The sequence below is a fragment of the Streptomyces sp. NPDC055966 genome (assembly GCF_042269865.1).
Classification (GTDB): Bacteria; Actinomycetota; Actinomycetes; order Streptomycetales; family Streptomycetaceae; genus Streptomyces.
Genome location: NZ_JBHJYK010000002.1, coordinates 415,073 through 440,706, shown reverse-complemented (window position 1 = coordinate 440,706; position 25,634 = coordinate 415,073). Strand labels below are relative to the sequence as shown.

Genomic DNA, 25,634 nt, shown 5'->3' with positions numbered 1-25,634 from the left:
GTACGACGAAAAAGGGCGCCCCTGGCAGCAGGGGCGCCCTTCTCCTGTGCGGTCAGCTCTCTTCGCGCCGCACCGACAGCAGTTCCTCCAGCTGTTCCTCCCGGGCCTGGGCGGCCACGAAGAGGAGTTCGTCGCCGGCCTCCAGGGAGTCCTCCCCGGACGGGGTCAGGACCCGGGTGCCGCGGATGATCGTGACCAGCGAGGTGTCTTCCGGCCACTGGACCTCGCCGACCTGGGTGCCGGCCAGGGCCGACTCCTCGGGCAGGGTCAGCTCGACGAGGTTGGCGTCGCCGTGGCTGAAGCGGAGCAGCCGGACCAGGTCGCCGACGCTCACCGCCTCCTCGACCAGGGCGGACATCAGGCGCGGGGTGGAGACGGCCACGTCCACGCCCCAGGCCTCGTTGAACAGCCACTCGTTCTTGGGGTTGTTGACGCGGGCGACGACGCGCGGGACGCCGTACTCCGTCTTGGCGAGCAGCGAGACCACCAGGTTGACCTTGTCGTCGCCGGTCGCGGCGATGACGACGTTGCAGCGCTGGAGCGCCGCCTCGTCCAGGGACGTGATCTCACAGGCGTCGGCCAGCAGCCACTCCGCCTGCGGCACCCGCTCCACCGAGATGGCGGTCGGGGCCTTGTCGACGAGCAGGACCTCGTGGCCGTTCTCCAGCAGTTCGCCCGCGATCGAGCGGCCGACGGCGCCGGCTCCGGCAATGGCGACCCTCATCAGTGACCGCCCTCCTCTTCGGGGCCCTGGGCGAAGGCGGCTTCGACCTTGGCCACGTCGTCCGTCCGCATCATCACGTGCACGAGGTCGCCCTCCTGCAACACGGTCTGCGAGCTCGGCAGGATCGCCTCGCCCAGGCGGGTCAGGAACGCCACACGGACGCCCGTCTCCTCCTGGAGCCTGCTGATCTTGTGGCCGACCCACTTCGCGGACGCGTGCACCTCGGCGAGCTGCACGCCGCCGGTCGGGTCGCGCCACAGCGGCTCGGCGCCCGACGGCAGCAGCCGGCGCAGCATCTGGTCGGCGGTCCAGCGCACCGTGGCCACGGTGGGGATGCCCAGGCGCTGGTAGACCTCCGCGCGGCGGGGGTCGTAGATGCGGGCGGCCACGTTCTCGACGCCGAACATCTCGCGGGCCACGCGCGCGGAGATGATGTTGGAGTTGTCACCGCTGGAGACGGCGGCGAAGGCGCCGGCCTCCTCGATGCCCGCCTCGCGCAGGGTGTCCTGGTCGAAGCCGACGCCGGTGACCCGGCGGCCCCCGAAACCGGGGCCCAGCCGACGGAAGGCAGTGGGGTCCTGGTCGATCACTGCGACCGTGTGGCCCTGTTGCTCCAGGGTCTGGGCGAGTGCGGAACCCACTCTTCCGCAGCCCATGATGACGATGTGCACGACCGTCCTTCCGGTGTCCAAAAGTTACTGCTCGGCCTCAGGGTCTCAGACCGACGCCCAAAGCTACACAGCGGCGCCGAGGGGTTGGCTACCCCCGTGCGGCAGGCAGGGCCGTGTACGACCTGTGTACGGGGTGATGATCAAGCACATACAGAGCGTTGATCATGGGTGTGCATGGTGTTGATCATGTGTGTACAGAGTGTTGATCGCGTGTACACGCGTCAGCGCTCCGCGTCGGCGACCACCTGACGCGGACGCCGACGCGTGATGCTGCGCACGCTGCACAGGGTCAGGATTCCGACGCCGACGAGGGCGAGTGTCGCCCCGATCAGCTCCGCTGCAGCGGGCATGGAACCTCCGAAGTGCGATGACAGGCGGGGTTTGCCATCTAGGCACGGGGAGCGCGCGGACCACGGAATCCGCAGTCGCGCGCTCCCGTGATTTCACTCGTGAGGCAGATCGATGACGCCGGGTGGGCGGCAGCCAGTTCGAACCCTTACGATCCTCTGTCGTGTCCAAACTGACCGACGTGCCCAAACGGATCCTGATCGGGCGCGCACTGCGCAGTGACCGGCTGGGCGAAACGCTCCTGCCGAAGCGCATCGCACTCCCCGTCTTCGCCTCCGACCCGCTCTCCTCCGTCGCCTACGCGCCCGGCGAGGTGCTGCTGGTCCTGTCCATCGCGGGCGTGTCGGCGTACCACTTCAGCCCCTGGATCGCGGTCGCGGTCGTGGTGCTGATGTTCACCGTGGTCGCCTCGTACCGGCAGAACGTCCACGCGTACCCGAGCGGCGGCGGCGACTACGAGGTCGCCACCACCAACCTGGGCCCCAAGGCGGGCCTGACCGTGGCCAGCGCCCTGCTCGTCGACTACGTCCTCACCGTCGCCGTGTCCATCGCCTCCGGCATCGAGAACCTCGGCTCCGCGGTCCCGTTCGTGGTGCAGCACAAGGTGCTGTGCGCGGTCGCCGTGATCGTGCTGCTGACGCTGATGAACCTGCGCGGCGTCAAGGAGTCCGGCAAGCTCTTCGCGATCCCGACGTACGTGTTCGTCGGCGGCGTCTTCGTCATGATCGCCTGGGGCGCCTACCGCGGCCTGGTCCTCGGCGACGCCATGCGCGCCCCCACGGCCGACTTCCACATCAAGGCCGAACACCAGGGTCTGGCCGGCTTCGCGCTCGTCTTCCTGCTGCTGCGCGCCTTCTCCTCCGGCTGTGCCGCGCTCACCGGCGTGGAAGCCATCTCCAACGGCGTCCCGGCCTTCCGCAAACCCAAGTCGAAGAACGCGGCGACGACCCTCGCGATGATGGGCCTGCTCGCCGTCACCATGTTCTGCGGCATCATCGCCCTCGCCATGACGACCAAGGTCCGCATGGCCGAGAACCCGGCCACCGACCTGATCCGGAACGGCGTGCCCCTCGGCTCCGGATACGTCCAGAACCCGGTGATCTCCCAGGTCGCCGAGGCGGTCTTCGGCAAGGGCAGCTTCCTGTTCGTGGTGCTGGCGGCGGCGACGGCGCTGGTGCTCTTCCTCGCGGCGAACACGGCGTACAACGGCTTCCCGCTGCTCGGCTCGATCCTCGCCCAGGACCGCTACCTCCCGCGCCAGCTGCACACCCGCGGCGACCGCCTCGCGTTCTCGAACGGCATCGTGCTGCTCGCGGGCGCGGCGAGCCTGCTGACGATCATCTACGGCGCGGACTCCACGCGGCTGATCCAGCTGTACATCGTCGGCGTGTTCGTGTCCTTCACGCTCAGCCAGACCGGCATGGTCCGGCACTGGAACCGTCACCTCGCCGTCGAGAAGGACCAGGCCAAGCGCCGGCACATGGTGCGCTCCCGCGCGATCAACGCCTTCGGCGCCTTCTTCACCGGCCTGGTGCTCGTCGTCGTCCTCGTCACCAAGTTCACGCACGGCGCCTGGGTCGCCCTGATGGGCATGTGCATCTTCTACGCGACGATGACCGCGATCCGCAGGCACTACGACCGTGTGGCCGAGGAGATCGCCGCCCCCGAGACCCCTGCCGCCGACGACGACCTGACCCGCCCGTCGCGGGTGCGCTCGGTGGTGCTGATCTCGAAGATCCACCGTCCCACGCTGCGCGCCCTGGCCTACGCCCGGCTGATGCGCTCGGACACCCTGGAGGCGCTCACGGTCAACGTCGACGCGGCGGAGACCAAGGCGCTGCGCGAGGAGTGGGAGCGGCGCGGCATCGACGTGCCGCTGAAGGTCCTGGACTCGCCGTACCGCGAGGTCACGCGCCCGGTGATCGAGTACGTGAAGAGCCTGCGCGCGGAGTCGCCGCGGGACGCGGTGTCGGTGATCATCCCCGAGTACGTGGTCGGCCACTGGTACGAGCACCTGCTGCACAACCAGAGCGCCCTGCGCCTGAAGGGCCGTCTGCTCTTCACGCCCGGCGTGATGGTCACCTCCGTCCCCTACCAGCTGGCGTCCTCCGAGGCGGCCAAGCTGCGCGCCCGCAGGCGCCAGGAGTGGAGCGCGCCGGGCGCGGTGCGGCGGGGGCCGGCGGCGGAGCGGGCCAGGGCGACCTCGGCGGCGAAGGAGTCCCCGGCGGCGAAGGAGTCCCCGGCGGCGAAGGAGTCGCCTGCGGCGAAGGACTGAGGCGGCGTCGACGGCGTCGGCCGCCTCGGACCGAGGGGGAGCGGCGAGGCCGTAGACTGGTGGGCTGTTGTCCGGCCCACCTCTTTGCGGCCGCTTCCCCTTCTGGATCTGGAGTCACCCCGCCATGCAGGCAGAACCGACGAAGTCGCTGGTGGGCGAGGAGTACGAGGTCGAGATCGGCCCCGTCGCCCACGGCGGCCACTGCATCGCCCGCACGGCCGAGGGCCAGGTGCTGTTCGTCCGGCACACGCTGCCGGGCGAGCGGGTGCTGGCCCGGGTGACGGAGGGCGAGGAGGGCGCGCGTTTCCTGCGCGCGGACGCCGTCGAGATCCTGGAGCCCTCCAAGGACCGCATCGAGGCCCCCTGCCCCTTCGCCGGCCCCGGCCGCTGCGGTGGCTGCGACTGGCAGCACGCCAAGCCGGGTGCCCAGCGCCGGCTGAAGGGCGAGGTGATCGCCGAGCAGCTCCAGCGGCTCGCGGGCCTCACGCCCGAGGAGGCCGGCTGGGACGGCACGGTGGTGCCGGCGGAGGGCGACAAGCTGCCCGCGGGCGAGGTCCCGCAGTGGCGCACCCGCGTCCAGTACGCCGTGGACGCCGTGACGGGGCAGGCGGGCCTGCGCCGCCACCGCTCGCACGAGGTCGAGCACATCGACCACTGCATGATCGCGGCGGCCGGGGTGTCCGAGCTGGGCATCGAGCGGCGGGACTGGACCGGCATGGAGTCGGTCGAGGCCATCGCGGCGACGGGCTCCCAGGACCGCCAGGTCATCCTGACCCCGCGCCCGGGTGCCCGCCTCCCCCTGGTCGAACTGGACAAGCCGGTCTCGGTCCTGCGCGTCGACGAGAAGTCGGGGGGCGTGCACCGCGTCCACGGCCGCCCCTTCGTCCGCGAACGCGCGGACGGCCGCACCCACCGCGTCGGCAACGGCGGCTTCTGGCAGGTCCACCCGAAGGCGGCCGACACCCTGGTGACCGCCGTCATGCAGGGCCTGCTGCCCCGCAAGGGCGAGACGGCCCTGGACCTCTACTGCGGAGTGGGCCTGTTCGCGGGGGCGTTGGCCGACCGCCTCGGCGAGAAGGGCGCGGTCCTCGGCATCGAGTCCGGCAAACGAGCGGTCGAGGACGCCCGCCACAACCTCGCCGAGTTCCCCCGCGTCCGCGTCGAACAGGGCAAGGTCGAATCGGTCCTCCCGCGCACGGGCATCACCGAGGTCGACCTGATCGTCCTCGACCCCCCGCGCGCCGGCGCGGGCCGCACCACGGTGGCCCACCTCACCTCCCTCGGCGCCCGCCGCATCGCCTACGTCGCCTGCGATCCCGCTGCGCTGGCCCGCGACCTGGGGTACTTCCGCGACGGCGGCTACCGGGTGCGGACGCTGCGGGCGTTCGATCTCTTTCCGATGACGCATCACGTGGAGTGCGTCGCGATCCTGGAACCTGCTGGGAAACGCTCTTGACCTGCAGTTTTCTGATTTCTTTCGTCGGCTCGACCTGTTTGGGGAGGTGAGAACGGGTGAAGGCGGACGACGCCGCGTGACCTGCGCATTCGTCTGAAGGGGAGGGGTGCGTGGCGGTGGCGGAGCCCGTTGGTTCTTGCGGCGTGACGCACGAATGACGCATGGCCTGAAAGACCGTCAGGTCGTTGGAGGGCCCTGGAACAGGTGCGGAGGCGAGCTGGCCGGCTTCCTCGTATGCTCACGTTTGTCTTGCTGCTGGGCCGCAGCAGGGCAGCCCACGGGCGATGGGTCTCCTGGCCCGGCTTGTCGCGGGCGGCGTGGCGGAGAACTGCAACGCCGCCCCCTGTGATTCGGTCGTGCTCAGCTGCTTTGCCGTCGTCGCGGACTCTGCCGAGTGGCAGCTCCACGATCCCGAGGGTCGGGCTGCGCAACTCGTCTAGCGACTCCGGCAGGCGCCGCCGGAATTTCTCCCGGGACAGCGCGAGGTCCTCGGCCTCCGCGCCCGAGGGGTTGCTCGGCGTGAGTGTGGGATGCCGTGGGCTGGAGGGGCATGACTCCAATATGGCGGTCAGAGAAGCGGTGAGGGCCATGATGTGTGAGCCTGCGGGGGAATGAACGGGAGCGGGCCTCGTGGAGGGGAACTGGTCGGGGCAGCCTGTTCCCCGTAGTGGAGGGACGGGCAACGGAGCTGCTGGTTTCTGATGGTCAGATGTTCCGGAAGGGACCGGCGAGCCCTGTGACCTGCCGCTTTAGATGGGGCCGAGCAGCTGACCCGCGCACATTGCCTTTCCGCTGTTTCACGGCCATGCCCGTTGATGCAGCCGGAAGTCCCTGAAAAGTCCCAGGGGACTCCCATTGTCCATGGCCACTCTTTCGGCTCTGCGCAGGATGTCGGGGAGGTGTGCGCGATCGTCACAGCCGAGTGCTGGAGGAAGTCCTGGGCCTGATCCTCGGGGAGATTGACACGAGAGCGCCGGAGGATGCCAAGCGCGGGGCGAGCGGGGAGCAGGCCCGGGCCGGGCGTGAGGTCCGCCGGCGGGCGGCCGACTCCGCACGATCCGACTGCGCAGGGATCAGGGATGGAACCCCATCGGAGCGCCCTCGGCCCGGTCCTGTGGGATCGGCCGCGCGACGGTGCTGGAGTTCGCCCGCAGCGCAGTCGGGTGTTCGAAGGAGGAGTGGGAGGGAGGAGGCAACCAGATGGTTCCCCCTGCCTCCCGTAAGCGGTCATGTCGTGGGATTCGTACTGGCTGGCTGAAGCGTTTCCTCGGGTTGCCGCTCCTGGGCGTCTCGCCCACTTACGCGGTCCATCTCGTGCCATTCCGGCCGCAGCCCGGTCAGGTTCGTGGTGAGGAAGTACGCAGCCCCGCCGGCGAGCAGCACCGGCGCAAGTCCGACGGAGGCCACCGCCGCCCCAGCGATCAGTCCACCGAGAGGGATGCCGGCCCAGGCCAGCGAGTCACCAAGGGCGTTGACCCGGCCCAGCATCCGGCGAGGCACCCGCTCGAAGAGAACGGTCCCCAGCACCGGGTTCAGGAAGCCCGCCCCGAACCCACTGACGGCGAACACGGCCAGTACCGCCCCCATCGGTGCATCGGAGGCGAGAATCAGGAATCTCGGCGCACCGGCCAACAGAAACCCGGTGAAGAAAACCATCCGGCGTCGTAGCCGGTGCGCGGCCGCCGCAGCGATCAGACTCCCAGCCACCGCAGTGGCTCCCAACACGCTGCCCATCAGGCCGATCGCAGTCGGCCCGTTGCCGGACTCTTTGGCCCAGACGGGCATGAGCACCGTGGTGAACCCCGCGTCCAGCAGATTGGTGACCCCGACCATGACGATGACGGTCAGCAGCAACAACTCGCCACGCAGGAACGCGAAGCCCTCGCCGAATCGTCGCCAGTAACCCGGTTCCGTCTCCTCAGCCTGGGAGGGGGCTTCCTCGACCGCATGTCCCATCCCGCGGGGCAGCGCCAGCGCGATGATCACCGATCCGAGCGCAAAGCAGCCCGCGTTGACGACAAGTCCCGTCAGGGGGCCGAGCAGCGCCACCAGGGAGCCGCCGGCCGCCGGGCCGATGGTGGAGGCGAGCCGTTCGGTCACGGCGGCAAGACCGGTGGCCCGCTCCAGTTGCACCCCGCCGTGCTCGGCCGCCTCCGGGACCATGACTCCCTTGGCCAGGTCGCCGGGGCCCCGCACCGCGCCGATCAGCGCGACCAGGGCCAGCAGGAGCGGAAAGGACAGCAGCTCCAGGGCATGGAACAGAGGAACCGCGGCGGCAGCGGTTGCGCTGGCCAGATCCGTGGTCCAGGAAACGGCCCGCGGGCCGATCCGGTCCACCAACGGCCCGGTGAACGCTTTGACCACCACGTAGGGGGCCATCTCGCAGAAGGCCACCAGTCCGGTCTGGGTGGCACTGCCGGTCGTGACAAGAACGAACCAGGGCAGTGCCACGGCCGAGATCCGAGTACCGGTCAGCGATACGGCCATGGCCGCCAGCACCCCGCCCAGCGCCCGTACGGACCGCCTCCCGGGTATGCCGTCGGCCTCCAGGACATCCTCCGTCACGACGTCTCCGTTACTGTCGCTTCTTGAGGACTGGAACAGGTGGCCGACGGGGCGGACGCATCCAGCTCCGGCAGGATGTGCGTGACCACGACGATCCGTTCCGCCCCCGCGGGGGCACTCGCCGCCGCCTCCGGCGTATCTCTCCGGTAACCGGCGATGACAGCCCTCAGCTCCTGATGCAAGGCGGCGGCCTCTGCGGTCGTGAGCCGCAGGGCCCAGTCACTCACGTCGAACGTGTCCCGCCAGGCATTGACGCCCAGCCGCTCCGCACGGCGGGTAGCCGTCGACGGGCCGTACTGCCGCAGCAACCCGACCAGCACCGGCAGACCCACCCGCGCGGACGTCGCCCACCGCACAGGGCGCCCGGTGTTCTTCTCGGCCGATCCGGTCGTGTTGACCCCGCGATCGGCGAGTCGCATCGGTGACTGACGGTGGTCGGACGACAGGGCTTCCTCCTCAGGGCCCGCTCCCGGGTTCGGTCTGCGCTCTCGATGCCGGAAAGTTACGGGCCGCGACTCCTGCGCGTCGTCACCGACGGGTGGGCACTTACCGTCTTTGCGGGTCCCCCGAGCGAGCTACCCGGCTGTCCTCTCCCGGGGGACGCAGCCCCCGCCCCAGGACGCTAGGCTCACAGTGCAAGACGGTCCGGCCCGCGGCGCCGTGTGGTGTTCGATACCGAACAGGTCGTAGCGAACGGGCGGGCGGGTAGCGGACCACGGCCCGGTCCTCATGCCGCTCAGCGCCGGACCTACGGGATCGTGGATGATGATGACGGAAGACCAAGCAGCGCGTGAACCATCGGGCTCGGCGTCCCCCGCGCCAACGGCGCGTGCGCAGGACAGGGGCCCCTCCGCACGCGTGAACCCGGTGGCCGCCGCAGCCGCACGGCTTCGCGTGCTGTCGCGGTGGTGGGGATCACGCCCTGCCGCCACCAGGGACCGCGGAGTCGCGCTTGTCTTCACGGTGCTGTCGTTCGCGGCGCCGCTGTCGCGGGTCGGGGCGCAGTTCGGCGGCCTTGCCACCCACGGCACCTCGGTCGCGAGTGTGCTGCTGAACCTGGGGCAGACCCTGCCGCTTGCGGTGCGCACCCGGTGGCCGGCCGCCTGCCTCGCGGTGGTGGGGGCCTCGTTCGCGGTGCACGAGTGCCTGGGCTACCCGCCGACCTTCGGCAGCCTGGGGGTGTACATCGCGCTGTACTCCGTGGGTGCCCACCAGGAGCGCCTCCGGCGGGTCGTACCGCTGGCGGCGACGGGCGGCTACGTGGTCTTCGGCGTCGTGTTGCATGTGCTGGGCTCGCCCGAGGGACTGACCGACTACCTGCTCTATTACATGGTCCTGGCGGTGGTGTGGGGCCTGGGTGTCCAGGTCCGCGGGCGGCGGGCGCAGGAGGCCGAGCGTCGGCGCCTGTCCGTGCAGGTGGCCATCGCGACGGAACGCAGCCGCCTGGCCCGGGAATTGCACGACGTGGTGACCCACCATGTGACCGCGATGGTGGTGCAGGCAGGTGCAGCACAGTACCTGACCGAGTCGCCGGACCGCCTCCACGAGTCCCTCGACGCCATCAACGGCACCGGCCGTCGCGCGCTGGCCGAACTCCGGTTCCTGCTCGGCGTGCTGGAGGCGACCGGTGATTCGGCGCCCCGGGAGCGGACGCCGCTGCCGGGCCGGGTGCCTGATCTGGTGGAGCAGACGCGAGCGGGCGGCCAGCCGATCGAGCTGGTCGAGGACGGAGAGCAGTCGGCCATGGCCATAGGTGCCCAACTCACGGCGTATCGCGTCGTGCAGGAATCCCTGACGAACGCCGTGAAATACGCCCCGGGCCGGCGGACGCTGGTACGGCTCGCGCACACCTCCGACTGGACGGACGTCGAGGTCACCACCGCCGGGACGGCCGACGGCGCTCCCGCGTCCGCCGCCCTGCCGGGCGGCGGCCCGCAGGTCTCGGGCGGCCGGGGCCTGACCGGGCTGCGGGAACGGGTGGAGATGCTGGGGGGCGAATTCGCGGCGGGGCCCAGCCCGGATGGCGGGTTCCGCGTGCACGCACGCATCCCCGCGCGAGGTGCCGCGTGAGTGTTCTGCCCGCTGCGATCAGGGTGCTGGTGTGCGAGGACCAGGCCCTCGTGCGTGCCGGCTTCGTCACGATCTTCTCCGCCCAGCCCGACATGGAGGTCGTGGGCGAGGCCGTCGACGGCCGAGCGGCGATCCGCAGCGCGCAGGAGCTGAAGCCGGACGTCGTCGTCATGGACATCCGCATGCCCCTGCTCGACGGAATCGAGGCCACCCGGCGCCTGGCGGGGCCCGACTCCGCCAGCCCCGCCAGGATCCTCGTCGTGACGACCTTCAACGTCGACGAGTACGTGTACGAGGCCCTGCGCGCCGGCGCCAGCGGCTTCATTCTCAAGGACGCCCCACCGCCCGAACTGATCAACGCGGTACGCGTCGTCGCCCGCGGCGAGTCCCTCCTGGCCCCCGCCGTGACCCGCACCCTGATCGGCCGCTTCGCCGAACGCGTACGCCCCTCCGCCGCCCACGCGTCCCCCGAGCGCGAGCGCCTCAAGGTCCTCACCCCCCGCGAGCACGAGGTCCTTCTCCTCATCAGCGAGGGCCTGTCAAACGCCGAAATCGCCACCGAGTTGGTCATCAGCCACGAGACCGTGAAGACCTACGTCTCGCGCATCCTCACCAAACTGGACCTCCGCGACCGCGTCCAGGCGGTGGTCCTGGCCTACCGGGCGGGGTTGGCAGGGGGCGGCAACCGAGCCTGACGGCCCTGAGATGCCGGCCGGGGCGGGCAAGCGCGGCCACGGCCGCGCCCCTCCCCGACCGACCGCCCCGCCGAGGCGGTGTTCCAGACTCATGGACTGGCTGCCCGATCAGCGTGCTCCCCGCCCTGCGCAATGGCTCTCTCAGATGTTCCAAGGGTCCCCGCATCCCCCGAGCGAGCTACCAGATTTGTCCTCTCTGCGGTGACGCGCGCCACCGGTGCTCTCTTGTTGACTCGAACCGTCAACACAACGGCCGGACCAGGCAGGCCGACCAGCCGAGTAGCTAAGGACAACGCCATGACCACGACATGCAGTTCCGCGAAGCACGGTTTTCCCAGAGGCCGCCGACTTGCCGCGGCTCTGCTGGTTTCCACGCTCGCAGGAACCGCACTGGCCGCGTGTGGCGCCGAGGCCCAGGGCGCGCAAACGGCCAAGGTCTCCGCCAGCACCGGCGAGACCGCGGGCGCCGCCAAGATCACCTGGGGCGAGTGCCCGGCACTGGCCGAGGGACAAACCCGTAACCCCCACCTGGCCTGCGGGACGTTGGAGGTCCCACTGGACTACCAGAACCCGGGCGGCGCGAAGATCGACGTGGCGGTCTCCCGGCTGTCCACCGCCAAACCCGGGAAGCGACGTGGCGTCCTGCTGCTGAACCCCGGCGGGCCGGCCCTGGGCGGTCTCGACATGCCTGAAACCATGGCGTCCACACTGCCGAAGTCCGTGCTGGACCGTTACGACCTGATCGGCTTCGACCCGCGCGGCGTCGAACACAGCACCCCGCAAAGCTGCGGTCTGAAGGACCCGAGCGTGACCGGGCTGTTCCCCTATCCCGCCGCGGGCGGCTCGATCACCAAGAACGTGGCCCTCGCCAAGGCCGACGCCAAGCAGTGCGCCGACACCGTGGGCAAGAACCTGCGGTACTACAACACCGCCAACACCGCCCGCGACATGGACCGCATCCGCCAGGCGCTCGGTGAGAAGAAGATCTCCTACTGGGGCCAGTCCTACGGCACCTACCTCGGCGCCGTCTACCGCTCGCTCTTCCAGAACCACACCGACCGGATGATCCTGGAAGGCAACGTCGACCCCACCAAGGTTTGGGCCAACCAGGTCGCGGACACGTGGGGCAAGGGCATGGCCGACCGGTTCCCCGACGCCGCACGCGTCGCCGCGGCGCAGAACAGCACACTCCAGCTGGGCACGAACGTCGCGCAGGTGACCCACACCTACCTCACCCTCGCCGACCGGCTAGACCGCAGGCCCGCAGCGATTCCCGGCGCATCGGTGTCACTGGACGGGGCGCTGCTGCGGAACATGACCTACGCCCTGCTTCTGCACAACAACACCCTTCCCGTACTCGCCAAGTTCTGGAAGGCCGCCGACGACCTGTCCCACGGCAGCACCACGGCCGCCGACGCCGCGGTTCTCAAGGAGGTGTTCGCCGACTCACCGTCGTCCCCGGGCGTCCCCGCGGACAACCAGGCCACCATGTTCATGGCTCTGACCTGCGGCGACGCCGAATGGCCGCACGACGTCGACGGCTACGCCACCCGCACCGCCGCCGACCGCGAGAAGTGGCCGCTCACCGCGGGCATGCCCGCCAACATCTGGGCCTGCGCCTTCTGGAACAAGCCTGCCGAGGCGACCGTCAAGGTCGTGGCCGGCGGCCCGCGCAACACCCTGATCCTGCAGAACCGCCGGGACAACGCCACCCCGTGGGAAGGCGGCGTCGGGCTGCACAAGGCTCTCGGCGACGGCTCCGCCTTCGTCGGCGTCGACAACGGCGGGCACTACGTCTACAACGAGGGCTCCGCCTGCATCGACAAGGTCACCGTCGGCTTCCTGACCACCGGCCACCTGCCGAAGAAGGACGTCTACTGCACCGACGTCACCCAGAAGTAACCCGCCGGAACCCGGTGGTCCCCGGATCGCGCATCACCCGCAGGTGTTCCTCGGCGCACCCGTCGATCGCCTCTCGCAGCCGCGCGTGCCGCTTGGCGTTGAGCCGCCCGTCCGCCCGGGTACGGTCCGCCAGCACCCTCAGGACCCCGAGCGCCGCGCCCTCGTCGCCCGGCGCGACGGACAGGAACTGCGGCAGCGCCTCCAGCAGCACCGTCCGCACCAGGTCAGGGGTGGCTTCCGGAAGCGATCCGTGCACCCTGGCGCCGCTCAGCGCCAGCAGATGCACGACCGCGTCCGCAGCCAGCGGATCGACAGCCTCGCCTCGCTCAGCGGCCCAGGAGAGCAACGAACCGACAGCCATGGCCCACTTCCAGGTGCTGTCGCGCGGCGGGCGGGCGCCCGAGCCCACCGACGCGGGCTGGAAGGACACGGTGGACGTCCGCCCGTACGAGGTCGTGGACGTGCTGGTCCGCTTCCGCGGCTATCGGGGCCGGTACATGCTGCACTGCCACAACCTGGAGCACGAGGACATGGCGATGATGGCCAACTACCAGGTGGTGTGAGGAGCACGTACGGCGCCGGGCCCAGGGGCACCGGTCTGCCCACCGCTGTCGGCGAGTTGGCCGCCGATCAGGCTGATCTCCTCGCCGCCGCTCGGGCTTGTGCAGGCCAGGGTGTCTCCCACGACGGCAGAGTTCGTCCTTCGGCTCCGTCTTGATGATGACCTCGCGGACGGTGCCGACACGAGAGGCGAGAGGCGAGGGTCGGGTACGGGCCGTCGCGGCCTTCGCCCCGGCATGACGCGGGGATGGCGGGGGCAGTCGAGGGCGGCGGGGGCGCTGGGGCGGTCGGACGCTTCACCCGTCCGAGAACGACCACCGGACATGGTGCCGATTCCCCGGTGCTGAGCAGCGGTCTCCCGCCACCGGCCGACGGCGGCGTTCGAGCGGCGGACGTCCGTCTAGGGTGAGCGGCATGCGCGAGATCGCAGGCGTCAGGGCCACGCCCGGGGGCGTGTACGTATCCAGCTCCATGATCACGGATTCGTTGTCGCCTGCACCGCCCGGTCCCCACGGCGATACCGCATCAGCGGCTACGCCAGGAGCTGTGCCCTACCGGGGCCACCCCGCCGCCCGGCCTGTCCCCAACTCCCCGTCTCCGGAGCCGATGCAACCATGTCCTTCTTCAGCAAGCGCCGTACCGTCCGGCTCTCCCAGCACCGCACGGCCGACAGCCCGTTCGGGCCGATACGGATCAGCTACGACCGCTGGCCCGCCGTCATCGCGCTCGTCCAGGGACCCGGCATGCCACCCGTCACGGTCCGGCCCGGCCGCGAGCACGGCCACATCAAGGTCGACGGGCAGGTGGTCCCCACGCGCCGGGGGAGCGACAGCCGCTGGGCCCTGCGCCGCAGAACACGCACCCGCACGGCCGTGGTGGGCGCGCGCACCTACGAGCTGCGCCCCACCAGCCTGTGCCGGGCCCGGCTCCTGCGCAATGGCACGCCCATTGCCGAAGCGCACGGCACCCTGGGCGCGTACGGCCCTCTCCGCAGCATCCCCGGCATCGATGCCCGGCTGACCTGGTCCCACGGCCTCGACCCCCATGACGTGGCGATCGGTCAGGCCATGGTGGTCGCCTTCGGCGCGGGCGCCCCTGGCGCGCTGACCTCGCTCGTCTCGTTCTGGCTCGACGTCATCGGTTCCTGACGGACCATTCCGAAGCCGGCTCGGTCACACCAGCGCGTGTTCCAGGAGTTCGAGCAGTACGGCTACGGCCAGCGGCCACAGACGGGGTGGCGCAGCGGTCTGGAGGGCGACGCGGGCGAGGGCGCGGGCGGTGACCGTCCGGTCTCTCCCTGAAGTCGGGCCTGAGGCATGCTCAGTTGCATGAGCGCCTATGGCAGCGATCCGGACTTGAACGTCACCGACGCCACCGTGCGGCTCTCGGTGCTGTGGACTCAGGAGATCTACATGCACCCCGACGATGCCGAACGGGTGGCTCAGTCGCTGCTGCGCGCTGCCGCGCGACCCAGCCAGCCGCAAGTGACCGTAGCTTCCCAAACCGATGTCCGGGAACAGGTCATGGCCGTCGCAGAGCCGGCTCCCGCGGTGGCGGCTCGGAGCTGTAGCGCGGGCCGCGAGTGCTGTAGTGAGCCAAGTAGTACGTCCGTCCTTCCACTTCCAGCTCCACCGGCGGCGGGTTGGGCACGGCGACACGCGTCTGCAAACGACCGTCCAACCGCACCGGTTCCTGTGGGCAGTTCCATGCATCGGCCCACCCTTGAGCTTCGTCACGCGAGACCCAAGCGGTCTGTGGCTTCAGAGGATCGGTCAGCTCGTGATAGTGACCGTTGAGCGACCTCAGCAACTTCGGGCTGTAGACGCCCTTCACACGGAAGTTCTCCAGGTCCTCGCGCCGCACGACCATGTTCACGTAGCGGCGGGTGTTGCCCCGATGGTGCCCTACCACCGTCATGCGGCCACCCCACCAAAGCGGCCGCCGAGGTATCCACACCTTCGCACCAGGTGCGAAGTACTTGAGGCCGCGCTGGATCTCCAGCCCAGCCTCGCCGTGTGCGGTCTCACGGGCGATATTGGCCGCGACGTACCATCCGAGCGGGCCATCGCCACCATCACGTTGCATGAGGCACATCATCAAGCAGCGTCGGGCGGTCCGCACACGGTTTGTTCGTCGAACCAGAAGCCATGGATCCACAGCCTGCTCGCGGGTCCAGGATTTGCGCCCACCCAAGGTGCGTCCTTGTACCGGTCGGCATGTCCGGTGGCGCTGGGCCGACCGGCCGGAGGAGCCGGTGGGCCGGTTCTCCGTCGTGCGGGCGGCGCGCCTGCGGGGACGCAGGGAACGCCGGGGTGTGTCGGTCGCCGGTTCGGCTCCGAGGGTCTGGTTCAGGACCTCGGCCGTGTGCCGGGCGGCGTCCCGGGCGGGCCGGAGGCGTCGGAGCGTCCGTGCCGGGCGGCGAGGACCTCGCCACGACTCCCGGCGCATGCCGCGACAGGTCGCCGGTGATGCCCCGCGCGCCGGGGATGTCGTCCGGACGCCCGCCCAGCCGCAGGGGCTCCTCCGCGGTGCGGCCGGCAGGCGCATCTCGCGATGCGCGGTACCCCGGCCCCTCAGGGATGCGGAGCCCGGCCACTTCCGCGCTGCGCGTCCGGGAGTCGCGGGTTAGCTTGACCATGTTCTGACCCCTCGCTCTCGGCCGAAGGGTTGTGGATGACCAGGACCGTGAACACGCAGCGCGAGCCCGTGGCCCCCAGCCGGCGGGCACACCTGTCCGATCGCTGGTGGGACCGGCGGCGGGACGGCCGGCCCGCAGGGGTGGCCGGAGCCTTCACCCTCGCCCAACTCGTCCTCGTCCGGCCCGGCATGGGGCTGGGCTGGGACGAAACGGTGTACGTCAGCCAGGTCAGCACGCATGCCCCCGCCGCGTTCTTCAGCGCGCCACGTGCCCGCGGCGTCCCGCTGCTGGTGGCACCGATCGCCTCCTGGTCGTCGTCCACCACGCTGCTGCGGATCTATCTGGCCCTGCTGTCCGGACTGGCGTTGTTCCTTGCCCTGCGCGCCTGGCACGGTCTGTTCCCCACCCGCGTCCTCGCTCTCGGCGGCGCGCTGTTCGCATCGCTGTGGGTGACGCTCTTCTACGGCCCGCAGGCCATGCCCAACTTCTCGGTGGCGATCGGCGCACTCGCCGGGGCCGGCTGCTTCCTGCGGGCCCAGGAGGACCGGGCCCGGCGCGCTCCGGTGTGGGGCCTGGCGGGAAGCGCGGCGCTGATGGCGCTGATGCGGCCGACGGACGCGGTCTGGGCGTGCGTGCCGTTGCTCGCCGCGCTGGTGCTCGTACGCCGGTGGCGGCACTGGCCGTTGCTGGTCGCGCTCGTGGGAGGGCTGGTCGCCGGGGCGGGCGAGTGGGTCGTGGAGGCGTACGTCAGCTACGGCGGTCTGGCCGAGCGGCTGGCCGAGGGCTCCGACGCCCAGGGCGGGCTGGGCTGGAACTGGGCCGTGGACGACCAACTCCGGAGCCTGGTCGGCCGTACGCTGTGCCGTCCGTGCACCGGCACGCTGCCGAACCCGGCGGTGTACGCCTGGTGGTTCGCGCTCCCCGTGCTCGCGGCGTTCGCCCTGGTCGTCGCGGTCCGGGCCGGGCGCACGGCCCGCACGCTGGTGCCGCTGGCCTGCGCCGCCACGGCCGCCTTCCCGTACCTCTTCCTGATCGGCTACGCCGCACCCCGCTTCCTGCTCCCGGCCTACGCGCTGGTGGCGATCCCGGTCGCCGACGCCCTCGCCCACCTGGTCACCGCGGCGCCCCGCACCTGGCGTCCGACGGCCGTGACGCTGGTGGCGCTCGGGCTCGCCGGGCATCTCGCCGTCCAGCTCGTGGTGCTGGAGCGTACGGTCGAGCGGACCACCGCCGGGCACCGCGGCTGGGCGCGTACGGCGCAGGCGCTGCACCGGCTGGGCGTGCGTGCGCCGTGCCTGGTCACCGGCGGCGACAACGTCCCGATCGCCTTCTACGCCGGATGTTCCTCCGTCGACACCAGCGGCCACAGCGCGAACACGACGGCTGTCGCCCTCACCCGGACGGCCGAACGGACGCCGGTCGCGGTCCTGACCGACGGCTCGGGTGCGCCGCCCTCCTACGCCCGCGCCTGGACGTCCGTCCGGCGGGAGGGACTGCGGATCTACCTGTCACCCGCGGTCATGACCGCGTCGGCGCACACGTCCTGATGATCTGCGGCTCAGCGAGGCGTGGCGGCGCAGTCGGCCATGGGCGTCGTACGCGGACGGTGTTCGACGAGGGAGGCCGGGTCGAGGGTGAAGCCGATGACCGCGCCGCCGCCGGCGCGGTTGCGGGCGAAGGCCGTGCCGCCGTGGGTGACGGCGACGGCGTGCACGATGGCCAGGCCCAGCCCGGAGCCGGGCAGGCTGCGTGCGCCGTCGGCGCGGTAGAAACGGTCGAAGACGCGGGGCAGGTCGGCCTCGGCGATGCCCGGTCCGCGGTCGAGCACCTCCACGCGCGTACCGGTGATCACGACCTCGATCGGCTCGGTTCCTTCCTGGTCGAACTTGGCCGCGTTCTCCAGGAGGTTGGTCAGCGCCCGCTGCACCGCGTCCGGACGGGCCCGTACGACGGCGTCGTCGGCCTCGATGCGGATCTCCCGGCCGGTGCGGCGCCGGGCGAGGGCGGCCGCGTCCCCGGCCAGGGCGCCCAGGGTGATCTCCCTGGGCTGTTCGGCACCCCGGTCGCCCGCAGCGAGGTCGACCAGCTCGTTGACCAGGTTGACCAGTTCGCGGGTCTCGCTCTTCATGTCCGCGATCAGGTCCGCCTTGGCCTGCGGCGGCAGTCGGTCTATACGGTCCAGAAGAGCCACGTTCGTCTGCAACGAGGTCAGCGGGGTGCGCAGCTCGTGCCCGGCGTCCTGGACAAGGCGCCGCTGCACCTCCTCGGAGGCGGCGAGCCGGCCGAGCATCCCGTCGAACGCCCGCCCCAGCCGGCCGACTTCGTCCGGTCCGGCGACCGGGACCGAAGTGTCCAGCCGGCCGGTGCGGGCCACGTCCTCGGCGACCTGGGTGAGCCGGACGAGCCGCCCGGCGATCCTGCGGGCCAGCCACCAGCCCGCGAGGCCCGCGACGACGAGGACGGCGGCGCTCAGCTCGACGGTGCGTTCCTTGAGTTCCCTGAGCAGATCCTCGGTGTCGCTGTACTGCTGCGCCACCTGCACGGCGCCCCGGCCGCCGCCCAGCGCGACGGTGGCGACGCGGTAGCGGTCCCCCTGGATCTCGGCCTTGTAGTAGACGGTGTGCCCGGCCCTGGCGTGCGAGGCCGCGGCACGGTCGGCCGCGCGGACCGGCAGCGCCGGGAAGCCGCGTTCCTCCACACGGCCCGCTCGGCCGAGGACCTGGACGTCGGTGCGTATGCGGCGCGAGAGGTCGTCGCGGGGGCTTTCGGTGTCGGGGCTCACGCTGAAGTAGTCCGTCGGCGACAGCCGCTGCTGGGAGACCTGCTGGTGGAGGTCGTCGACGACGCCGTGGAAGACGTCGTCCTGGTCGACGCGCACCATCCGGGCAGCGGCGTTGTAGCTGAGGACGCCGCCGAGGAGGGTGGTGGCAGCGGTGACGCAGGCGAAGGAGAGCGCGAACACCGTGCCCAGGCTGCGGCGGGGGTGCAGGATCGCGAGCCGGTGTCTTGTGCTGTCCATGGGCGGGGCTTCCTCTGGGGCGGTCGGCGCCGCCAGTGTGCCTGGCCGACCGCCGCCGACGGCAGGACTCTGGGGCCGTCAGCGAATGCTCTTACTGGCCTCTCACCAGCACCTTCACCAGGACCACCGCAGGGTGAGGCCGCTACCCCGCGACCGCGTGCGTGACCCGGATCTTCGACTGGCCGTGCGGGCGCCGCTCCCAGTCGTCCATGAAACGGGCGGACAGGCCGTGCCGTTCGGCCAGCGCGAGGAGGGTCTCGGTGCGGTAGTAGAAGTCCTCGCGGAGCACCTGGTGCTCGGGGCCCTCCGTGCGGTCGTAGGTGAAGTCGAAGAAGCCGCCGGGGGCCAGCACCCGCCCGACGTTGGCCAGGCACTCGTCGATCACCTCCCGGGGCGAGTGCGAGAAGACGCTGTGGGCGTGCACCACGGTGAACCAGCCCGCGGGCAGGAAGTCGAGCGTCAGGTTCTCGACGAGGGCCAGATGGGCGAGGCGGTCCTGCAGCCCCCGGCGGACGAGGGTCCGCTGCGCCTCGACGAGGATGTCCGGCGAGATGTCGATCCCGTAGTAGTGGCCGGGCGCGAGGTGGTCGATGAACCGCCACCCCGCGCGCAGGTTCCCGCAGCCGATCTCCAGCATGCGGTCCCGCGGCTTCAGGCCGTGTTCGAGCAGGTAGTCGAACTGCATCTGCCCGAGCGCCAGCCAGCCGGCCTCCGAGCCGCTGCCGACGGCGCGCTCGGGGCCGCGCGCGGTGTCGGAGGCCATGACGGCGCGGTAGTAGGCGACGTGGTCGCGGTGCCGGAGGCCCAGCCAGGTGTCCCGCGCGGCACGGCGGAGGTGGGAGGGGACGCGTCCCGGGTGCCGTACGGCGTAGCTGAGCTGGTGCCGCAGAGAGGCCCGGTTCCTCGACAGCTCGGACTTCGGCATGGCGGACTCCGTGATCCAGAACAGCCCCCTCCGGCAGCGTAGCCCGAGGCCGGCGGTACGGCCTCCCCACAGCATGGTGTGACCGGGCGGGGCGGGGGTGTCCGCCGCAGCGGTCACCGCCCGGTTTCCTCCGACACGTCCGGCCACGACGACGACCACGACGGCACCCCGGCGCGCGGCAAGGTCGGCACCGGCGTCGACCGCGAGACCCTCACGGTGGCGGTCGGTGACGAGACCCACGAATACGGCTTCGCGGCCGTCCGCGGCGCGACGTACGACGGCCGTACCTGCACCGTGTGCTCCGGCGCCTCGCTGAAGGACGAACAGGCCACCTGGGACCAGGTCACCCGCAGGATGCCCGAAGTCATGGGCAACCGAGGCAAGTTGGCCCGGGTCCCGGCAGGCGGCGTACTGCAGCGGCAGGTACGACTGCGAGATGTCGGCGGCGTGGGCGGTGCCCGTGGTCGTGACGATCAGGCCGCCGTGGCGAGAGTCAACGACGAAGCGGGGAAGGCGAGTTGGCGCGTACGGGACATGGGCTCCCGGTGTCGGACGTACCACGAGGGCGACGACGCACCCCACGCATGCTTGCTGCTTCTTGTGGTCATGCGGATGCCGGACGGGAAATGGGGTGCATTCCGGCCACTTCGTGATGTGCGGGGATGAACCGGCTCGCGGCGGGAAACGGGTTATGAGGCGAATCGCGGGGAGTGGGGCCGCGCCCGGAATGCCGGGCCCGACGTGCTGGGGGAGGGCCGGGTATGGGCGCGGAGCCCTTGTATCTCGCACCGCGGTTGGGGAAGCGGATGCGCTCGCTCGTGGAGTCCCCCGGGCTGCTGCACACGCTCTCCGACGCGCTCGGATCTCCCCTGCACGTGCTGGTTCCCGACCAACTCGCCTCGAATGTCGCAGAGTTCCGAGCGGTGTTCAGCCGGCATCGGCTGTCCGGCCAGGTGTTCTTCGCGCACAAGGCCAACCGGTCCGGTGCCCTGCTGCGGCGGCTGGCCGCCACCGACGCCGGGGTGGACGTCGCCTCGCTGGCCGAGTTGCAGCACGCGCTCGGCGCCGGCCTCACCCCCGACCGGATCGTCGCCACCGGGCCCAAGAACCCGGAGTTCCTCTGGCTGGCGGCACGCACCTCGGTCACCGTCGGCGTCGACTCGCGCGGCGAGCTGGAGACGCTCGCCGCGCTGGTGCGGAGGCACACGCTGCCCCGCGCCCGCGTCCTGCTGCGGCTGTCGGGATTCGAGGCGTCCGGCGTGCGCGTGCTGAGCCGGCGCAGCCGTTTCGGCACACCGGCCGGCGAGTCGGAGGCACTGCTGAAGGCGGCCGAACGGCACGGTGACGTGATCGACGTGACCGGCGTGGCGTACCACCTCGACACCACGAGCCTGACCGAGAAGGCGACCGCGCTGGAGGGCTGTCTGCGGGTGCTGGAGGAGTGCCGCGGCCGCGGCCTGCGGCCGTCCGCCGTGGACATCGGCGGCGGGTTCGGCCTCGACTACCTCGCCGACGGCGCGCAGTGGGAGCGGTACACGTCCGAGCTGACCGCGGCCGTCCTCGGCTCGCGTCCGCCCCTGACCTGGGGCGGCCACGGCTACGGGCTGCGCAACGAGGCCGGCACCCTGCGCGGAACGCTCGGCCTCTACCCCGCCCACCGGCCGGTCTCGGGGCCCCGCTACCTCGACGAACTGCTCGCCCACCCGGCCGCGTCCTACGGCGGACGCCCCCTGGCCGGGCTGCTGCTGGAGCACCTGTACGACCTGCACGTCGAGCCGGGCCGGGCCCTGCTGGACCAGTGCGGGCTGACCCTGGCGAAGGTGTTGGAGGTGCGGGAGCAGGGGAACGGCGGCGCACTCCTCGTACGGCTCGCGGCGAAGGCCGACGACATCGCCCTGGAACAGCACGGGGTGCTGGTGGACCCCGTGCTCGTCCCCCGGGACCCGGCCCTCCCCGGCCCCGGCCCGGTCGCCGCCCACCTCTTCGGCAGCCTGTGCCTGGAGACCGACCTGATCACCCGCCGGACCGTCTTCCTGCCGCACCGGCCCGAGCCCGGGGACGTGCTGGCCTTCGCCAACACCGCCGGCTACTGCATGGACTTCCACGCCACCCACGCCCAGCGGCAGCCCGGCGCGCGCAAGGTCGCCGCCTGGCAGGACGGCGGCGCGTGGCGCTGGTGCCTGGACGACCTGTACTGGCCGACCACATCCATGGACACAGGGGGGCACGACATGGGGGGAGCGCAGTGAGGTACGACAGCGTCACCGAGGCCATCGGCAACACCCCGTTGGTCCGCATCGACCCGGCCGTGCACGGACTGAGGAACATCGACCTGTACGCCAAGCTGGAACTGCTCAACCCCTTCGGCTCGGTCAAGGACCGGGCGGCCTGGAACATGGCCCGCCCGCACCTGGCCGCCGCGACCGAGAGCGGCAGCCAGGTCGTCGAACTCTCCAGCGGCAACACCGCCAAGGCCCTGGCCGTCATCGCCGGCATGCACGGCCTGACGTTCAAGAGCGTCACCAACCGGATGCGCGTGCCGGAGATCAAGGACCTTCTCCTGCTGCTCGGCGCCGAGATCGAGGAGCTGCCGGGGCAGAGCGAGTGCCTCGACCCGACCGCCACCGACGACCCGCTGACCCTCTTCCACCGGACCCTGTCCGAGCCGGGCAGCGCCTATCTGCACACCGACCAGTACTTCAACCCGCGCAACACCGAGGCCCACCTCACCGGCACGGGCCCGGAGATCGTCAAGGACCTGGACGGCCGGGCCCCGGACTGGTTCGTCGCCTGCGTCGGCACCGCCGGTTCCTCCACGGGTGTCGCCCGCGTGCTGCGCGAGCACGACCCCGCCGTACGGGTCGTCGGCCTGGTCGCCGCCAAGTCCGACTTCGTCCCCGGCATCCGCACCATCGACGAGGCGCACGAGGTGGGCCTGTTCGACCCCGGCACGTACGACACGATCGAGGCGGTGGGCTCCGACGACGCCATCGAGGGCATGCTGACGCTGAACCGCCGGTGCGGCATCCTGGCGGGGCCGACGGGAGGGGCCGCCTACTTCGGCGCCGTACGCCAACTGGCCACCATGGACGCCGCGTTGACGGAGCGGCAGTCCGCCGTCTTCATCGTCTGCGACCGGGTCGAGAGCTACCTGGGCTACATCAGGAAACGGCGGCCCGACCTGTTCGGCCGACCGCGCCGTCCGGACTCCCCGGCCGACCTGTCCGAGGCCGAGATACGGGCGGCCCCGGTCATCGGTGTCGCCGACGCCCAGGCGTGGCTCGCCACCGGCAGCCCCCTCGTCGTCGACCTGCGCAGCCCGTACGCCTACGCCGCCCTGCACATCGACGGCTCGGTCAACATCGTGGACGAGCTGTTCGAGGAACTCCTCCACGGCGGCCTCCCCTTCAGCCGTACGCGCCCGGTGCTGCTGGCCTGCCCGGTCGGCGAGAAGTCCGCCCGCTACGCCGCCCTGCTGACCCGGATGGGACACCCCGACGTCCGCAGCCTGGCCGGCGGCGTCATCGCCTGGCGCGACGCGGGCGCACCCCTGGTGCGGGACTGAGCACGGTGGCCGATGAAGTTCCCGACTCCGTCGTGGAGTTGACGGGGTGGCAGCAGGAGCTGCGCGCCCAGTTCCCGATCATCGCCGGGCACCCGGACCTGGCCTACCTGGACAGCGCGGCCACCGCCCAGAAGCCCCGGGCCGTGCTCGACGCCGTGCAGACCTACCTCACCACCACCAACGCCAACGCCGGGCGCGGCACCTACCCCTGGGCCAACCGCACCACCGCCCTGGTCGAGGAGACCCGCGACCGGGTGCGCCGGTTCCTGGGCGACCCGGTTCCCGAGCGGTCGGCCGTGCACTTCACCAGCGGCACCACGGAGGGGCTGCGCACGATCGCCCGGGACTGGCTCCCCGGCCTGCTCACCGACGGCGACGAGATCGTCGTACCCGTCGCCGACCACCAGGCCAACATCGAGCCCTGGCTGGAGACGCGGCGGGAGCTGGCCCGGCGCGGCGTGCGCATCGGCGTCCTGCCGATGCCCTACCAGCAGGCGTCGGGCGACTACGACCACACCGCCCTCGCCGAACTCACCGGGCCGCGCACCCGGTTCGTCGCCGTCACCCACGTCCACCACGTCTACGGCGGCGACATGAACGTCCACCGCATCAGACGGGCGGTCGGCCCCGACGCGGTCATCTGCCTGGACGCCGCCCAGAGCATCGGCCATCTGCCGGTGTGCGTGGCCGCCGCGGCGGACGTGGACTTCGTCGTGTTCTCCGGGCACAAAGCCATGGCACTGCCCGGCTCGGGGGCGGTCTGGGCCCGCCAGGCGCGCGGCCCCGCCTTCACTCCCGGCGGCTGGTCGGGCACGCCCAACACCGTGGGCATCGCCTCCCTGGCCGCCGCCCTGGACTGGCTGGAGGCAGCGGGTACGGACCGGATCGAGCGGTGGACGGTGGCCCTGGCGGCGCGCCTGACCGACGGCCTGCGCCACCTGGACGCCTACGAGATCCTCGGCTGCCGGACCAGCCTGGCCGCCGACTCGCCCGTCCAGCACCGGCAGGGCATCGTCGCCTTCCGGCACCGCGACATCGCCTCCGGCGACCTGGGGTTCATCCTCTTCAGCCACGGCTTCATGGTCCGCTCCGACCACCACTGCCAGGGCGACGCGGGCGAGAGGAGCGAGTCGGTGCGGGTGAGCCTGCACGTATACAACACCGCGGAGGAGATCGACCGGTTGTTGTCGGTCCTTGCCTCTCTCGGGTGACCCGCTGCTCCCGGCCCCGTAATGGAAACCGTTTCCAACGGTAGGGTCCCTGGAGCAGGTGCCGGACGGCGGCAAGGCGATGGCAGGACGACGGCAAGGTGGCACGACGGATGGGTCTCAGCCTGGCGACGGCCGAGAAGTGGGTGGAGCGCTGGGAACTCCAGCAGCAGCGGTACGCCGTCGACCGCGAGGACCGCTTCACGGTGATCGCGGACGTCGTGGAGTACGTCACCGGAGAGCACGCGGACCGGCCCCTGGTGGTGGACCTCGGCTGCGGTCCCGGCTCCCTGGCGGCCCGGCTGGCCCGCAGGCTGCCGCGGGCGGAGATCGTGGCCGTGGACCGGGACCCGCTGCTGCTGGAACTGGCCCGCACCCACCACCCCGACGCGGCCCGCTACGTCGACACGGTGATCGGCGAGGACGGCTGGACGCAGACCCTGGACCTCGACCGCCCCCTGGACGCGGCCGTCTCGACGACCGCCCTGCACTACCTGCGCCCGGCCGCCCTGTGCCGCGTCTACCGGCAGCTCGCCGCCCTGCTGCGGCCCGGCGGCGTCCTCGTCAACGGCGACCACCTGCCGCAGGACGACGCCCTGCTCGCCGGGGTGGCGGCGCACGTCGGACACCGCCGGGCCCAGCGCCGGCTGGCCCTCGCCCACGAGGACTGGGTCTCCTGGTGGGCGGCGGTCGGGGAGGACCCCGAACTCGCCGACCTCCTCGCCGAACGCCGACGGCGGCAGCCGGTCACCGGCGGCGGCGCGGCCGGCCTGTCCCTGTCCGCCCATGTCGGGCTGCTGCGACAGGCGGGCTTCGAACGGGCGGGCGCGGTCTGGCAGTACGGGGACAGCTGCGTCGTCGTGGCGATCCGCTGACACCCACGGCGACATCCAACGCGGCCTGGAAGCGGTGGAGTTCGCCGTCGGCATTCCCCATAAGGAAGCTGGTGGAATTCCAGCGCGGTCGCGCCACCGTGAACAGCCCCTCCCCGAGGGGCTGGAGTCAGGCCCTT

General features: G+C 71.4%; 23 protein-coding genes. 13 read left to right on the top strand and 10 right to left on the bottom strand.

Annotation, left to right across the window (positions count from 1 at the left end):
* Window positions 1-52: 52 nt before the first annotated feature.
* From ACFC8N_RS06245 to ACFC8N_RS06235, 3 genes are all read right to left on the bottom strand, one after another.
* Complete coding sequence (locus ACFC8N_RS06245; protein ID WP_356021491.1) at window positions 53-724, bottom strand: TrkA family potassium uptake protein; 672 nt, start codon at window positions 722-724, stop codon at window positions 53-55.
* Window positions 724-1,395: a TrkA family potassium uptake protein gene (locus ACFC8N_RS06240; RefSeq protein WP_356021493.1), complete on the bottom strand. Its 672-nt coding sequence runs from the start codon at window positions 1,393-1,395 to the stop codon at window positions 724-726. Before ACFC8N_RS06240 ends, ACFC8N_RS06245 begins: the two co-directional genes overlap by 1 nt.
* A 221-nt stretch (window positions 1,396-1,616) precedes the next feature.
* Window positions 1,617-1,745 (bottom strand): hypothetical protein, encoded by a 129-nt coding sequence (locus tag ACFC8N_RS06235; protein WP_356021972.1) that lies wholly within the window; start codon window positions 1,743-1,745, stop codon window positions 1,617-1,619.
* A gap of 161 nt (window positions 1,746-1,906) precedes the next feature.
* Here ACFC8N_RS06235 and ACFC8N_RS06230 point away from each other — a divergent pair, with 161 nt between their 5' ends.
* Both ACFC8N_RS06230 and ACFC8N_RS06225 read left to right on the top strand, forming a co-directional pair.
* Window positions 1,907-4,018, top strand: a complete 2,112-nt coding sequence (locus ACFC8N_RS06230) for an APC family permease (RefSeq protein WP_376286924.1) — start codon at window positions 1,907-1,909, stop codon at window positions 4,016-4,018.
* Between the two features lie 124 nt (window positions 4,019-4,142).
* A complete protein-coding gene (locus tag ACFC8N_RS06225; protein ID WP_376286921.1) occupies window positions 4,143-5,474 on the top strand; it encodes a class I SAM-dependent RNA methyltransferase in 1,332 nt (443 codons plus the stop codon).
* Window positions 5,475-6,701: 1,227 nt separating this feature from the next.
* Here ACFC8N_RS06225 and ACFC8N_RS06220 read toward each other — a convergent pair.
* Both ACFC8N_RS06220 and ACFC8N_RS06215 read right to left on the bottom strand, forming a co-directional pair.
* A complete protein-coding gene (locus ACFC8N_RS06220) occupies window positions 6,702-8,039 on the bottom strand; it encodes an MFS transporter (protein WP_376286918.1) in 1,338 nt (445 codons plus the stop codon).
* Window positions 8,036-8,458 (bottom strand): hypothetical protein, encoded by a 423-nt coding sequence (locus ACFC8N_RS06215; protein ID WP_376286915.1) that lies wholly within the window; start codon window positions 8,456-8,458, stop codon window positions 8,036-8,038. Before ACFC8N_RS06215 ends, ACFC8N_RS06220 begins: the two co-directional genes overlap by 4 nt.
* A 544-nt stretch (window positions 8,459-9,002) precedes the next feature.
* Between ACFC8N_RS06215 and ACFC8N_RS06210 the strand changes: the two genes are divergently transcribed.
* The 3 genes from ACFC8N_RS06210 (at window position 9,003) to ACFC8N_RS06200 (ending at window position 12,706) form a co-directional block, all read left to right on the top strand.
* On the top strand, window positions 9,003-10,109 hold the full coding sequence (locus ACFC8N_RS06210; RefSeq protein WP_376286912.1) for a sensor histidine kinase: 1,107 nt from the start codon (window positions 9,003-9,005) through the stop codon (window positions 10,107-10,109).
* A gap of 5 nt (window positions 10,110-10,114) precedes the next feature.
* On the top strand, window positions 10,115-10,804 hold the full coding sequence (locus ACFC8N_RS06205) for a response regulator (protein ID WP_376287117.1): 690 nt from the start codon (window positions 10,115-10,117) through the stop codon (window positions 10,802-10,804).
* 297 nt (window positions 10,805-11,101) lie between these two features.
* The gene (locus ACFC8N_RS06200) at window positions 11,102-12,706 is read left to right on the top strand and encodes an alpha/beta hydrolase (protein ID WP_376286909.1); all 1,605 of its coding nucleotides are present in this window, start codon (window positions 11,102-11,104) and stop codon (window positions 12,704-12,706) included.
* On the opposite strand, the gene ACFC8N_RS06195 is transcribed toward ACFC8N_RS06200, so the two are convergent.
* Entirely contained in the window at window positions 12,693-13,067 is a 375-nt protein-coding gene (locus tag ACFC8N_RS06195; protein WP_376286906.1) for a hypothetical protein, read from the bottom strand. The genes ACFC8N_RS06200 and ACFC8N_RS06195 overlap by 14 nt on opposite strands.
* Between ACFC8N_RS06195 and ACFC8N_RS06190 the strand changes: the two genes are divergently transcribed.
* Complete coding sequence (locus tag ACFC8N_RS06190) at window positions 13,066-13,269, top strand: multicopper oxidase domain-containing protein (protein ID WP_376286903.1); 204 nt, start codon at window positions 13,066-13,068, stop codon at window positions 13,267-13,269. The genes ACFC8N_RS06195 and ACFC8N_RS06190 overlap by 2 nt on opposite strands.
* Here the strand turns inward: ACFC8N_RS06190 and ACFC8N_RS06185 are convergent.
* Window positions 13,254-13,391, bottom strand: a complete 138-nt coding sequence (locus tag ACFC8N_RS06185; protein WP_376286900.1) for a hypothetical protein — start codon at window positions 13,389-13,391, stop codon at window positions 13,254-13,256. The two genes, ACFC8N_RS06190 and ACFC8N_RS06185, sit on opposite strands and share 16 nt — an antisense overlap.
* Before the next feature lie 490 nt (window positions 13,392-13,881).
* On the opposite strand from ACFC8N_RS06185, the gene ACFC8N_RS06180 reads away from it, so the two are divergent.
* Window positions 13,882-14,415, top strand: coding sequence for a hypothetical protein (locus ACFC8N_RS06180; RefSeq protein ID WP_356021523.1), 534 nt, complete (start codon window positions 13,882-13,884; stop codon window positions 14,413-14,415).
* 373 nt (window positions 14,416-14,788) lie between these two features.
* Here the strand turns inward: ACFC8N_RS06180 and ACFC8N_RS06175 are convergent, their stop codons facing one another.
* The gene (locus tag ACFC8N_RS06175; protein ID WP_376286897.1) at window positions 14,789-15,352 is read right to left on the bottom strand and encodes a hypothetical protein; all 564 of its coding nucleotides are present in this window, start codon (window positions 15,350-15,352) and stop codon (window positions 14,789-14,791) included.
* A gap of 588 nt (window positions 15,353-15,940) precedes the next feature.
* On the opposite strand from ACFC8N_RS06175, the gene ACFC8N_RS06170 reads away from it, so the two are divergent.
* Window positions 15,941-17,452, top strand: coding sequence for a hypothetical protein (locus ACFC8N_RS06170; protein WP_376286894.1), 1,512 nt, complete (start codon window positions 15,941-15,943; stop codon window positions 17,450-17,452).
* An 11-nt stretch (window positions 17,453-17,463) separates the two neighbouring features.
* Here the strand turns inward: ACFC8N_RS06170 and ACFC8N_RS06165 are convergent, their stop codons facing one another.
* Window positions 17,464-18,924 (bottom strand): ATP-binding protein, encoded by a 1,461-nt coding sequence (locus ACFC8N_RS06165; RefSeq protein WP_376286891.1) that lies wholly within the window; start codon window positions 18,922-18,924, stop codon window positions 17,464-17,466.
* Between the two features lie 142 nt (window positions 18,925-19,066).
* Window positions 19,067-19,849 carry a class I SAM-dependent methyltransferase gene (locus tag ACFC8N_RS06160; RefSeq protein ID WP_356021529.1) on the bottom strand — a complete coding sequence of 261 codons (783 nt, stop codon included), beginning with the start codon at window positions 19,847-19,849 and terminating at the stop codon, window positions 19,067-19,069.
* A gap of 78 nt (window positions 19,850-19,927) precedes the next feature.
* On the opposite strand from ACFC8N_RS06160, the gene ACFC8N_RS06155 reads away from it, so the two are divergent.
* From ACFC8N_RS06155 to ACFC8N_RS06135, 5 genes are all read left to right on the top strand, one after another.
* A complete protein-coding gene (locus tag ACFC8N_RS06155) occupies window positions 19,928-20,515 on the top strand; it encodes a hypothetical protein (protein ID WP_376286888.1) in 588 nt (195 codons plus the stop codon).
* Between the two features lie 95 nt (window positions 20,516-20,610).
* Entirely contained in the window at window positions 20,611-22,098 is a 1,488-nt protein-coding gene (locus ACFC8N_RS06150) for a Y4yA family PLP-dependent enzyme (protein WP_376286885.1), read from the top strand.
* Entirely contained in the window at window positions 22,095-23,414 is a 1,320-nt protein-coding gene (locus ACFC8N_RS06145) for a pyridoxal-phosphate dependent enzyme (RefSeq protein ID WP_376286882.1), read from the top strand. The genes ACFC8N_RS06150 and ACFC8N_RS06145 overlap by 4 nt, the downstream gene beginning before the upstream one ends.
* Window positions 23,415-23,419: 5 nt before the next feature.
* Window positions 23,420-24,625: an aminotransferase class V-fold PLP-dependent enzyme gene (locus tag ACFC8N_RS06140; RefSeq protein WP_376286879.1), complete on the top strand. Its 1,206-nt coding sequence runs from the start codon at window positions 23,420-23,422 to the stop codon at window positions 24,623-24,625.
* A gap of 110 nt (window positions 24,626-24,735) precedes the next feature.
* On the top strand, window positions 24,736-25,497 hold the full coding sequence (locus ACFC8N_RS06135; RefSeq protein WP_376286876.1) for a class I SAM-dependent methyltransferase: 762 nt from the start codon (window positions 24,736-24,738) through the stop codon (window positions 25,495-25,497).
* Window positions 25,498-25,634 lie beyond the last annotated feature (137 nt).